Annotated in this window: 11 protein-coding genes; 9 read left to right on the top strand and 2 right to left on the bottom strand. The window is 73.7% G+C overall.

From position 1 onward, the window contains the following. Window positions 1-11: 11 nt before the first annotated feature. The 3 genes from JIG38_RS03765 to JIG38_RS03755 all read left to right on the top strand — a co-directional run bounded on the left by JIG38_RS03765 (window position 12) and on the right by JIG38_RS03755 (window position 3044). The gene (locus tag JIG38_RS03765; protein WP_199422386.1) at window positions 12-167 is read left to right on the top strand and encodes a hypothetical protein; all 156 of its coding nucleotides are present in this window, start codon (window positions 12-14) and stop codon (window positions 165-167) included. Between the two features lie 337 nt (window positions 168-504). Next, complete coding sequence (locus JIG38_RS03760) at window positions 505-2034, top strand: ABC transporter permease (RefSeq protein WP_199422384.1); 1530 nt, start codon at window positions 505-507, stop codon at window positions 2032-2034. Next, window positions 2031-3044, top strand: a complete 1014-nt coding sequence (locus JIG38_RS03755) for an ABC transporter permease (protein ID WP_199422382.1) — start codon at window positions 2031-2033, stop codon at window positions 3042-3044. Before JIG38_RS03760 ends, JIG38_RS03755 begins: the two co-directional genes overlap by 4 nt. On the opposite strand, the gene JIG38_RS03750 is transcribed toward JIG38_RS03755, so the two are convergent. Continuing rightward, entirely contained in the window at window positions 3035-3661 is a 627-nt protein-coding gene (locus tag JIG38_RS03750; protein ID WP_307844555.1) for a PH domain-containing protein, read from the bottom strand. The genes JIG38_RS03755 and JIG38_RS03750 overlap by 10 nt on opposite strands. Between JIG38_RS03750 and JIG38_RS03745 the strand changes: the two genes are divergently transcribed. The 5 genes from JIG38_RS03745 to JIG38_RS20605 all read left to right on the top strand — a co-directional run bounded on the left by JIG38_RS03745 (window position 3645) and on the right by JIG38_RS20605 (window position 11555). Continuing rightward, on the top strand, window positions 3645-5534 hold the full coding sequence (locus JIG38_RS03745) for an ABC transporter ATP-binding protein (RefSeq protein ID WP_199422380.1): 1890 nt from the start codon (window positions 3645-3647) through the stop codon (window positions 5532-5534). The two genes, JIG38_RS03750 and JIG38_RS03745, sit on opposite strands and share 17 nt — an antisense overlap. An 81-nt stretch (window positions 5535-5615) precedes the next feature. Continuing rightward, a complete protein-coding gene (gene typA / locus JIG38_RS03740; protein ID WP_199422378.1) occupies window positions 5616-7526 on the top strand; it encodes a translational GTPase TypA in 1911 nt (636 codons plus the stop codon). An 11-nt stretch (window positions 7527-7537) separates the two neighbouring features. Next, a complete protein-coding gene (locus JIG38_RS03735; RefSeq protein ID WP_199422376.1) occupies window positions 7538-8470 on the top strand; it encodes a PIG-L family deacetylase in 933 nt (310 codons plus the stop codon). A 5-nt stretch (window positions 8471-8475) separates the two neighbouring features. Further along, complete coding sequence (locus tag JIG38_RS03730) at window positions 8476-8850, top strand: hypothetical protein (protein WP_199422374.1); 375 nt, start codon at window positions 8476-8478, stop codon at window positions 8848-8850. A gap of 71 nt (window positions 8851-8921) precedes the next feature. After that, entirely contained in the window at window positions 8922-11555 is a 2634-nt protein-coding gene (locus JIG38_RS20605) for a VanW family protein (RefSeq protein WP_199422372.1), read from the top strand. Window positions 11556-11557: 2 nt separating this feature from the next. Here JIG38_RS20605 and JIG38_RS03720 read toward each other — a convergent pair whose 3' ends face one another. Continuing rightward, window positions 11558-11782 carry a hypothetical protein gene (locus JIG38_RS03720; RefSeq protein ID WP_199422370.1) on the bottom strand — a complete coding sequence of 75 codons (225 nt, stop codon included), beginning with the start codon at window positions 11780-11782 and terminating at the stop codon, window positions 11558-11560. A gap of 139 nt (window positions 11783-11921) precedes the next feature. Here JIG38_RS03720 and fdxA point away from each other — a divergent pair, with 139 nt between their 5' ends. Beyond that, window positions 11922-12248, top strand: a complete 327-nt coding sequence (fdxA, locus tag JIG38_RS03715; RefSeq protein WP_199422369.1) for a ferredoxin — start codon at window positions 11922-11924, stop codon at window positions 12246-12248. Window positions 12249-12262 lie beyond the last annotated feature (14 nt).

The raw sequence follows: 12262 nt of genomic DNA, 5'->3' as shown, positions 1-12262 counted from the left end.
TCCAGGTCAACGTGGGCACGGCACTCAACGTGGAGTACACGGGCGCCGTGCGCCGTCGGCTCGCCGACGACCAGCGCCTCACGGACCCGCGCGCCTACCTGCGCCCGGCCCGGGACGGCATCGCGTCGACGGTCGCCCGCCTGTGCGACGAGGTCCTCGCCGCCTGACCGTGCCCCTCTCACCCGGCCCCCCGGCCGACGCGCGGAGGTCTGTCACGCGACACTCGGGCGCGGGGCGGGGGCACCCCCCCCACCGCCGGGGGGGGGGGGGGGGGGGGGGGGGGGGGGCCCCCCCCCCGCGGGGGGGGGGGCGCCCCCCCCCCCCCCCCGGGGGGGGGGCGGCCCCCCCCGCCCCCCCCGCCCCCGGGTGCGTGCGGCCCGACGACGGGCCCAGACTGGCCAGGTCGGCTAGGTCCTCGGTGACCGATCCAGGCGTTACCCGCCGGTAGTATTCGGGCGTTCTGCGTGCGCCTCCCCTTCCCCTCAGCGAGGTTTGACGGATCCGATGTTCACCTTCCTCGTGAGACGACTCGCCTCGGCAGCAGCGGTGCTGCTCGCGTCGACCTTCGTCTTCTTCATGCTCGTGGACTTCGCGACGGACCCCCTCGAGGACCTCCGCACGAGCAGCCAGATCAACCGCGACCAGCTCATGGAGCAGCGCACGCGCCTGCTCAACCTCGACACGCCGCCCGTGCTGCGCTACCTCATCTGGCTGCGCGGACTGCTGGGCTTCCTGTGGGGCGACGGCACCATGGGTGAGAGCTGGCGCACCAACCGCGAGGTCACGGACCTGCTGGCGGGCGCCGTGGGCGTCACGCTGCGCCTCGTCGTCGTCGCGACCTTCCTCGCGATGATCACCGGCATCACGGTCGGCATCGCGAGCGCCCTGCGCCAGTACACGGGCTTCGACTACTCGATCACCTTCGCGTCGTTCCTCCTGTACTCGCTGCCCACGTTCTGGATCGCCGTGCTCCTCAAGCAGTGGGGCGCCATCGGCTTCAACGACTTCCTGAGGGACCCGACGATCGGCACCGGGGGACTGATAGGCATATCGGTGGTCGCCGGCCTCGTCTGGTCCGCGCTCGTCGCGGGCGACCTCCGACGCCGCCTCATCACCTTCGCCGCGGCCGGGGCGGCGACCGCCGTGACGCTCTGGTTCGTCTCGTCGACCGGCTGGTTCCTCAACCCGAGCCTCGGCCCGGTGCTCATCGCCGTCACAGGCGTCGCGATCGCGTTCGCGGTCACGGTCCTCAGCACGGGCCTGCGCAACCGCCGCGCGCTGTACTCCGCGCTCACGGTCGTCGGCATCGGCACCGCGCTGTGGTACCCGCTCCAGTTCGTGTTCCCGTACGCGACCTTCTGGCTGATCGTGGGCCTGCTCCTCGTGTCGCTCGGTGTCGCGGCGCTCGTCGGCTGGGCCTTCGGCGGGCCGGACCGCGGGCAGTCGATGCGCACCGCCGGCCTCACCGCCGTCGGCGTGGCCGTCCTGATCTTCGCCGACCGCGTCATGCAGGTGTGGCGGATCTACTCCGACTACAGCGACAACCGGCCGATCGCGACGCTCGGCGCGGCGACGCCCGGGCTCAACGGCGACTTCTGGGTCGAGACGCTCGACCAGTACACGCACCTCATCCTGCCGACGACGTCGCTGCTGCTCATCTCGTTCGCGAGCTACACGCGGTACGCCCGCGGCAGCCTCCTCGAGGTGCTCAACCAGGACTACATCCGCACGGCGCGCGCCAAGGGCCTCACCGAGCGCACCGTCGTCATGCGCCACGCGTTCCGCAACGCGCTCATCCCGCTCGCGACGATCATCCCGCTCGACATCGCGGCGATCCTCAGCGGCGCCGTGATCACCGAGCGCATCTTCGGCTGGACCGGCATGGGCAACCTCTTCATCACCTCGCTCAACGGCGACGACCCGTACCCCGTCATGGGCTTCTTCCTCGTGACCGGCACGGTCGCCGTCCTCGCCAACCTCGTCGCCGACCTCGTCTACGCCGGCCTCGACCCACGGATCAGGGTGAACGCATGACCCAGACGCCTCTCACCACGCCGCCCCCCGCGGAGGACGCGACCGAGAAGCTCGAGAACGCCATCGAGCTCAAGGAGGTCGAGGGCCTCTCGCAGGGCCAGATCGTCTTCCGTCGGTTCATCCGCCACAAGGGCGCGATGATCGCCGGCGGCGTCCTCATCGGGATCATCCTGCTCGCGACGACGTCGATCGGCATCGGCCCTGTCGACGGCTGGTGGCAGTGGGACCACATCCGCACGCACGACACGGCGGTCGCCGGCGGCCGTCCCACGCTGCAGGTGGGTCTCGACGGGATCCGGGTCGGCGACTTCCCGTTCGGCCAGGACGAGATCGGTCGTGACCTCTTCGCGCGCGTCATGTTCGGCACGCAGCGCTCGCTCACCGTCATGGTGCTCATCGGCCTGCTCGCGACGACCATCGGCATCACGTTCGGTGCGCTCTCGGGCTTCTTCCGCGGCCGTGTCGACACGCTCCTCATGCGCCTCACCGACATGGTCATCACCATCCCGATCATCGTCGTCGGCGCGGTGCTCGGTAAGGCGTTCGGCGGCGGCAACGCCGTCCTGCTCGGTCTCGCGCTGGGCCTGGTCACCTGGACCACGATGTCGCGCCTCGTGCGCGGCGACTTCCTCTCGCTGCGCGAGCGTGAGTTCGTCGACGCGGCGCGCGTCGCCGGTGCGAGCAACGCCCGCATCATGTTCAAGCACATGCTCCCCAACGCCATCGGCGTGATCATCGTCAACACGACGCTGCTCATGGCGTCGGCGATCATCCTCGAGACGTCGCTCAGCTACCTGGGCTTCGGCGTGAGCGCGCCCGACGTCTCCCTCGGCCAGCTCATCAACGAGTACCAGTCGGCGTTCTCGACGCGCCCCTGGCTCTTCTGGTGGCCGGGACTGTTCATCATCGCCATCGCCCTGTGCGTCAACTTCATCGGGGACGGCCTGCGCGACGCGTTCGACCCGCGCCAGCGCAAGATCCCGAGCAAGCGCAAGCTGCGTCAGGGCTGATGGGTCGCGACCAGTCCGACGACGGTCGCGGCGGCGAGGACCGCCAGGACCGTCACGGTCGTGCGGTGCCACCGCATGACGGGGCGGCTGCGCTCGAGCCGCGGCCGGTCGAGGTGACCGGCGTCGCGGAGGGCCTCCCAGCGGTGACGCACGATGGCGGCCGCGTCGCCCGACGGGGTGCCGGGCAGGTCGCCCGGGCGCACGCTGCCGGCCGCGCCGTAGGTGGACTCGGGCAGCCCGCGGAGCTCGGGCTCGACCACGTCCTTGGTACGCCGGCGGCCCGGGGCCGGTGCAGCCCACGCGGCGTACGTGCCGTAGGCCGTGACGAGGGTCAGGGCGTACCGCGTGTCGACGCGCTGGATGGACGGCCACGGCAGCTCGACGCTGCGCAGGACGTTGTGCAGCGTCACCCCCGCGGCCGAGACCTCGACGGAGGGCTGCCAGTACGCGGCCCACACGAGCGCACCGACCAGGGCGACCCCGGGCCCGTACCGCACGACGTCGGTCACGCCCCCCGAGGCCACGAGGCTCACCAGCCCGTAGGTCGCGAGCGCCGCGACCACCCCGGCCAGCCAGCGGCCCGACGTCGGGCGGAAGACCATGCTCGTCTCGTCCACGGCGCCAGTTTCCCAGACCCCTCCTCGCGCCCGAGCCACCGAAGGATGTCCCACCGTGACCACTGACACCACCGCCGCCACGGCGACCGAGCCGATCCTCGCGGTCGACAACCTCGGCGTGGAGTTCTGGGTCGACGGCGAGTGGTACCCCGCCGCGATCGACGTGAGCTACGAGGTCCGGCCCGGCGAGGTCCTCGCGATCGTCGGCGAGTCCGGCTCGGGCAAGACGCAGTCGTCGATGTCGCTCATCGGCCTGCTCCCGTCCAACGGCCGCGCCACCGGCAGCGCGCGCCTCGGCGGGCGTGAGCTCATCGGCCTGAGCCACTCCAAGCTGCGGCACATCCGCGGCAACGACGTCGCGGTGATCTTCCAGGAGCCCATGACGGCGCTGAACCCCGTCTACACGGTCGGCTTCCAGATCATCGAGACGCTGCGCACGCACCGCGAGATCGGCCCGAAGCAGGCACGCGAGCGTGCCGTCGAGCTGCTCAAGCTCGTCGAGATCCCCAACCCCGAGCTCTCGGTCGACAAGTACCCGCACCAGCTCTCGGGCGGCCAGCGCCAGCGCGCGATGATCGCCCAGGCACTCGCGCTCGACCCGAAGCTGCTCATCGCGGACGAGCCGACGACGGCCCTCGACGTCACGGTCCAGGCCGAGATCCTCAAGCTCATGCGGGACCTGCGCCACCGCATCGACTCGGGCATCCTCCTCATCACGCACGACATGGGCGTGGTCGCGGACCTCGCGGACCGCATCCTCGTCATGAAGGACGGCCGGATCGTCGAGCGCGGCACCGCCGACGAGATCTTCAACCGACCGCAGCACCCCTACACGCAGCAGCTGCTCGCCGCGGTGCCGCACCTCCTCTCGCACACCGAGGAGGTCGCGTCGCCGGCGGGCACGGCCCAGGTGACCGAGCGGGCACGCCCCGCGGCGCACGGCACCGCCGAGGGCGGCTCCGACGTCTTCGTCGCGAAGGGCCTCGCGATCGAGTACCCCAAGCGCGGGCGGATCCCGGCCTTCCGTGCGGTCGACGGCATCGACCTGACGATCGGCGAGGGCGAGGTCGTCGGCCTGGTCGGCGAGTCGGGCTCGGGCAAGACGACGGTCGGCCGCGCCGCGGTCGGCCTCCTGCCCGTGGTCGACGGCAGCCTCACCATCGGCGGGCACGAGATGAAGGGCATCGGGACCAAGGAGCTGCGCGAGGTCCGCAACCACGTCTCGATCGTGTTCCAGGACCCGGGCTCGTCGCTCAACCCGCGCCTGCCCATCGGCGAGTCGATCGGCGAGCCCCTGTTCCTGCACAAGATCGCCAAGGGCGCCGAGCTGGACCGCCGGGTCGAGTCCCTCCTCGACCAGGTCCACCTCGCGCGCAGCATGCGCAACCGCTACCCGCACGAGCTCTCGGGCGGCCAGCGCCAGCGCGTCGGCATCGCTCGCGCGCTCGCGCTCTCGCCGAAGCTCCTCGTGGCCGACGAGCCCACGTCGGCGCTCGACGTGTCGGTCCAGGCCAAGGTCCTCGAGCTGTTCCAGGAGCTCCAGCGGGAGTACGGCTTCGCGTGCCTGTTCATCAGCCACGACCTCGCCGTCGTCGAGATCCTGTCGGAGCGCATCGCCGTGATGCACAAGGGCCGGCTCGTCGAGCAGGGGCCGCGCGAGCAGATCCTGCGCGCGCCGCAGGAGGACTACACGCGCCGCCTGCTCGCCGCCGTCCCGGTGCCCGACCCTGCCGAGCAGCGCAAGCGTCGCGAGACGCGCGACCGCCTGCTCGAGGAGGAGGCCGCGCGGATGGGCATGCGCGAGACGGTGCCGCCGACGGACCGGTCCGACGTGGAGCGGCTCGAGATCCAGAACCGCACCGACCAGGACTGACGACCGGCTCACGCCCCCGAGCCCACGCACGACGACGCGGCGCCGCTCCACCCCCCTTTCTCCTCCTGAGATGAGTCCCGCATGCCTGTGCGCTCCGACCTGCGCAACGTCGCGATCGTCGCCCACGTCGACCACGGCAAGACCACCCTCGTCGACGCCATGCTGTGGCAGTCGGGCTCCTTCGGCTCGCACGCGCACGTCGACGAGCGCGCGATGGACTCGGGCGACCTGGAGCGTGAGAAGGGCATCACGATCCTCGCCAAGAACACGGCGATCCGGTACCGCGGGCCCGCCGCGGCGGCCGCGGGTCAGCCCGACGGCATCACCATCAACGTCATCGACACCCCGGGCCACGCCGACTTCGGCGGCGAGGTCGAGCGCGGCCTGTCGATGGTCGACGGCGTCGTCCTGCTCGTCGACGCGAGCGAGGGCCCGCTGCCCCAGACGCGCTTCGTGCTCCGCAAGGCGCTCGCCGCGAAGCTCCCGGTGATCCTCCTCGTCAACAAGGTCGACCGCCCCGACTCGCGCATCGACGAGGTCGTGCACGAGTCGACCGACCTGCTGCTCGGCCTCGCGAGCGACCTGCACGACGACGTCCCGGACCTCGACCTCGACGCGATCCTCGACGTCCCCGTCGTCTACGCCGCGGCCAAGGCCGGCCGCGCGTCCCTCGAGCAGCCGGCCGACGGCACGCTGCCCGAGAACCCGGACCTCGAGCCGCTCTTCGCGACGATCCTCGAGAAGATCCCCGCACCCACGTACGACGAGGGCGCGCCGCTCCAGGCGCACGTCACCAACCTCGACGCGTCGCCGTTCCTCGGCCGCCTCGCGCTCCTGCGCGTGTTCAACGGCACCATCCGCAAGGGCCAGACGGTCGCGTGGGCCCGCGCCGACGGCACGCTGCAGAACGTGCGCATCACCGAGCTGCTCGAGACGAAGGCGCTCGACCGCGTCCCCACCGACGAGGCGGGGCCGGGCGACATCGTCGCCGTCGCGGGCATCGCGGACATCACGATCGGCGAGACGCTCACAGACCCCGCCGACCCGCGGCCGCTGCCGCTCATCACGGTCGACGACCCGGCGATCTCGATGACGATCGGCATCAACACGTCCCCGCTCGCCGGCAAGGGCGGCAAGGGGCACAAGGTCACGGCGCGCCAGGTGAAGGACCGCCTCGACTCCGAGCTCATCGGCAACGTCTCGCTGCGCGTCCTGCCCACCGAGCGGCCGGACGCGTGGGAGGTGCAGGGCCGCGGCGAGCTCGCCCTCGCGATCCTCGTCGAGCAGATGCGCCGCGAGGGCTTCGAGCTCACGGTCGGCAAGCCGCAGGTCGTCACGCGGACCGTCGACGGCAAGGTCCACGAGCCCATGGAGCACATGACGATCGACGTGCCGGAGGAGTACCTCGGCGCCGTCACCCAGCTCCTCGCCCAGCGCAAGGGCCGCATGGAGACCATGTCGAACCACGGCACGGGCTGGGTCCGCATGGAGTTCGTCGTCCCCGCCCGCGGGCTCATCGGCTTCCGCACCCAGTTCCTCACGGAGACGCGCGGCACGGGCATCGCGTCCTCGATCTCGCACGGCTACGAGCCGTGGGCGGGCCAGATCGAGACGCGCACGAGCGGCTCGCTCGTCGCGGACCGCGCCGGCAAGGTGACGCCGTTCGCGATGATCAACCTGCAGGAGCGCGGCTCCTTCTTCGTGGAGCCCACGCAGGAGGTGTACGAGGGGCAGATCGTCGGCGAGAACTCGCGCAACGAGGACATGGACGTGAACATCACCAAGGAGAAGAAGCTCACGAACATGCGGTCCTCGACGGCCGACAACTTCGAGAACCTCGTGCCGCCGCGCAGGCTCACGCTCGAGGAGTCGCTCGAGTTCGCGCGCGAGGACGAGTGCGTCGAGGTGACGCCCGAGATCGTGCGCATCCGCAAGGTGGTGCTCGACCAGACCGAGCGCGCCCGCATCACGGCCCGGGCCAAGCGGGCCTGACCGTGCCGGGGGTGGACGGCGCACGAGGCCGGGGCGGGCTCGTGGCCGTCCACGCCCACCCCGACGACGAGACGCTCGCGACCGGCGCGCTGCTCGCCACCTGGGCGGCGGCGGGCCGGCCGACGGCGGTCGTGACCTGCACGCGCGGTGAGCGCGGCGAGGTCATCGGCGACGAGCTCGCCCACCTCGAGGGCGACGGCCCGGCGCTCGCGGCGCACCGCACGCGCGAGCTCGCCGCGGCGCTCGGGGCGCTCGGTGTCACCGACCACCTCTTCCTCGACGACGTCGTCGGCACGGGGGAGCGCTTCGAGGACTCGGGCATGGCGTGGCTGGGCGTAGGCCGGGCCGGTGCCGCGGCCGAGCGGCCGGCCGGGGCGTTCGTCGACGTGGACGTCGAGACCGCCGCGGCCGCGCTCGCGCGCGTGCTGCGCGACCGTCGTCCCGACGTCGTCGCGGGCTACGAGCCGGGCGGCGGCTACGGGCACCCCGACCACGTGCACGCGCACGTGGTGATGCAGCGTGCGGTCGGTCTCGCGGCGGAGCCCGGCGAGGGACGCCCAGGTCACCGGGTGCCCGTCGTGCTGTGGGGCGCCCTCCCCGAGGCGGGCCTGCGCGCCGCGTACGCCGCGACGGCGGACCTCGCGGGTCCGGGCCTCGTGCCGTCCGACGCCGAGGGACCGCTGCCCTCGGCCGCCGTGCCCGACGCCGCGGTCACGGTCCGGGTCGACGCCGTGCCCGTGCTCGACCGCGTGCTCGCCGCGCTCGCGGCGCACGCGACGCAGGTCCAGGCGGTGCGTGCGGTCGACGTCCCCGGCGTGGTCGCGGTGCTCGCCCTGAGCAACGACGTCCTGCAGCCCGTGCTCGCGCAGGAGGGGTACCGCGTCGCACCGGGCGGGCGGCCCGACGACGTGGTCTGGCCGCGCGCCGTCGCGGTTGTAGCGTGACCGCCGTGATCGACCTCACCGACGGACGGACCCTCGGGCGCCTCGCCGCGACGCTGCTCGTGGGCGTCGTCGTGGGTCTGATCGGGACCGTCGTGCACCGCTGGGACGTCCCGTGGGGCCTCGTCCTCGCGCTGGCGGCCGTCCTCGCGTCCGGGGTGCTCGCCCGGGCCTGGGCGGGCTGGGCCGGGATGCTGCTCGTGGGCCTGGGCATCGTGACGACCGTCGCGGTGCTCGCGGCGCGCGGGCCGGGTGGGGACGTCCTCGTCGCGGCCGAGCCGGTCGGCTACGTCTGGTACGCCGGCGCGCTCGTCGTCTCGCTCGCCGGCCTGGCGCCGCGCCGCTGGTTCAGCGACCGGCCGATGACGGGACGCCGGGGCTGACCAGCCTCTGCCCGTAGAATCGCGCGGGCGGGCGAGGGGTCCGCCGTCGCAGCAGGGGGAGACGCACACCGATGACCGACGCACGACAAGCGGTCCCGCCGGCCGACGAGCGCACCGACGCGCCCGCGCCGGACGCGGCGGCCGACGAGACGGTCGGGTCACCGGGCGCCGCGGGGCACGCCTCCGCGGACGACGCCGCGCGTGCGGACGAGGACGGCGCGGAGCCGAGTGCCGGCGCCGACGACGCCCCAGCCGGTGCGGTGGACGGAGAGCGCGCGGGCGACGCCGCGGAGCCTGACGCGGCCGAGCCCGACGCTGCGGAGCCCCACGCGGCCGAGCCTGACGCCGTGCAGCCCGACGCCGAGGGGACCCCGAGCGAGGGCGCGGAGAAGGCGGGCGCGAGCGTGAGCGCGGACGCCCCCGAGAGCCTGCGCTCCACCGACGACGTCGCTGCGCCGGGCGAAGCGCCCGCGGCTGCGCCCCCGACCGAGGGCGACGGCCCGGCGGCCGAGGCGGAGCCCGCCCCCGCCCCCGAGGCCGCGCCGCCCGCCCCCGACGCGGGTCCGCCCGCGCCGGACACCGTGCCGCCTGCCCCTGCCGCCACACCGCCGGCCTCCGACGGCGCCCCGGCCTCCTGGCAGCCGCGCGCGTGGGAGGCGCCCACCGTGGTCATCCCCGCCGCGGCGCTCGACGACGACGCGCCCGCCTACGCGCCGCCGACCGCCGCGCCCGGTGCCCCGGGCGCGCCGACCCGGCTGAGCCACCTCGACCGCACGCCCGCGTCGCCGTCGGCGGACCCCCTGGGCGACCGCACCACGGCCGCGACCACCCCGGCGGTGCCGACCCCCGCGGCCGACGACGCGACCCAGGTGCTCGCGCCCGCCGGCCCGGTCCCGCCTGCCGCGACCACGCCCGCGACGGGCGCGCGGGGCGCGGGACGCGCCGGCGACAGCCGCACGAGCGCCCCGGTCGTCGCGCCGGCACGCCCGTCCTCCCCGATGGACGCGTTCCCCGACGAGCCGCGCCGCCGCCGCCGCTGGCCGCGCGTGCTCGGCGTCGTCGCGGCCGTGGTGGTCGTCCTGGCCGGCGCCTACGTGGGCGCGCTCTGGCTCTGGGCCGAGCGGGTCGCTCCCGGCACCACCGTCGCGGGCGTCGAGCTCGGCGGCATGGAGGCCGCGGAGGCCGAGGCCGCTCTCACCTCGTCGCTCGAGGCGGCGACGACCGAGGCGATCCCGGTCTCGGCGGGCGACAACCGCACGACCCTCGACCCGGTCGCCGCCGGCCTCGTGCTGGACGCGCCCGCGACCGTCGACGCGCTCACGGGCTTCGACCTGCACCCGCGCCGCCTCTGGGAGCAGCTGTTCGGCGCCGGGGAGGCCGACCCCGTCACGCGCGTCGACGAGGACGCGCTCGCCGAGGCGGTCGAGGGCGTCTCCGCCGCGCTGACTGTCGCGCCCGTGGACGGCGCTGTGCTGTACGTCGACGGCGCCCCCCAGGGGACCGACGCCGTGCCCGGCTCGGCGGTCGACGCCGACGCTGCGGCCGAGCTCATCGAGGACGGATGGCTCACCGCGGCCCGGCCGCTCGAGCTGCCGACGGAGGTCACCGAGCCGCAGATCTCCCAGGAGGAGGTCGACCGTGTCCTCGCCGAGGTCGCGCGACCGTTCGTCGCCGCGCCGGTCGCCGTGGCCGTCGGGGACCAGCTCGCCGAGCTGCCGCCGGACGTCCTCGCCGCCGCGGCGTCGTTCGTCCCCGACGGCTCGGAGCTGGTGCTCCAGCTCGACGGCGCCGCGCTCGTCGAGGCCGTGACCGCCCGCACGACGAACCTGCTCACCAGCCCGTCCGACGGGTCGTTCGAGTTCCAGGGCGGCGTCCCCGTGATCGTGCCCGGCACCCCGGGCACGACGCTCGACCCCGCCGCGCTCGCCGAGGCCGTGGCGGCCGCGGGCACCGGCCCGGACCGCACCGCGCGCGTCGAGCTCGTCGAGGTCGCCCCGACCGAGTCGACCGCGGAGCTCGAGGCCCTCGGCATCGTCGAGGTGGTCTCGGAGTTCTCGACCCCGCTCAACAGCGAGCCGCGCCGCACGCAGAACATCACCAACGGCGCCTCGAAGATCAACGGGACCCTGGTCCGCCCGGGCGAGACGTTCAGCCTCACCGAGGCGCTGGGCCCGATCGACGGCGCCCACGGCTTCGTCCAGGCGGGCGCCATCGTCAACGGCGAGCACTCCGACGCGTGGGGCGGCGGGCTCTCGCAGCTCTCGACGACCACGTACAACGCGGCGTTCTTCGCCGGCATGGAGGACGTCGAGCACCACCCGCACAGCGAGTGGTTCTCGCGCTACCCCGAGGGCCGCGAGGCGACGATCTTCACCGGCTCGCTCGACATGCGCTGGAAGAACACGACGCCCTACGGCGCGCTCGTGCAGGCGTGGGTCGAGGGCGGCCGCACGCACGTGCGCATCTGGGGGACGAAGTACTGGGAGGTCCAGGACTCGACGAGCGGCCGCAGCGGCGTCGTCGCCCCGACGACCGTGTACTCGCAGTCGCCGACGTGCGAGCCGCAGTCCGCGGGCAACCCGGGCTTCACGGTCACCGTCACCCGGCGCCTGCTGCTCCAGGGCGTCGAGCAGTCCTCGGAGTCGTGGACCGTGCGCTACAAGCCGCAGAACCACGTGGTCTGCGGCCCGCCGCCGACCGGCTGACCTCAGCGGTCGCGGCGCGGCCGGGGCATCGGGGCGGGCGGCACGCGCTTGCCCAGGGCGATCTCGCCCGCGGGGACGGTGACGTCCCCGCGGCGGGTCCGCACGACCACGTGCGCGTCCGTCGACTCGACGACGTCGCCGAGCACGTCGGAGAAGCCGCCCTCGGCGAGCCGGCGACGCACGACGACGCGCACGCCGGGCTGCCACGACGACCGGTCGACGCTCACGGCCGCACCGGCCGTCGCCGCGACGCGGACGGACCGTTCGGCAGGGTCGGGCGCATGTGGGGGATACTAGGACCGGCGTGACCGCGCCGACGGGCCCGTTCGGGCCGCACCGGCAAGCCGGCCTCTGGAGGGACCACCCGTGACCTACGTGATCGCCCAGCCCTGCGTCGACGTCAAGGACAAGGCCTGCATCGAGGAGTGTCCCGTCGACTGCATCTACGAGGGCAAGCGGTCGTTGTACATCCACCCCGACGAGTGCGTGGACTGCGGCGCGTGCGAGCCCGTCTGCCCGGTCGAGGCCATCTACTACGAGGACGACACGCCCGAGCAGTGGAGCGAGTACTACAAGGCGAACGTCGAGTTCTTCGACGTGCTCGGCTCGCCGGGTGGCGCCGCCAAGATGGGCATGATCGACCACGACCACCCGATCATCGCGGCGCTCCCGCCGCAGAACGGCACCGCGTGAGCCTCGCGGTCCCG

It is taken from the genome of Actinotalea solisilvae (assembly GCF_016464425.1).
GTDB classification, from domain to species: domain Bacteria; phylum Actinomycetota; class Actinomycetes; order Actinomycetales; family Cellulomonadaceae; genus Actinotalea; species Actinotalea solisilvae.
This window is presented reverse-complemented; position numbering and strand designations above follow the sequence as displayed.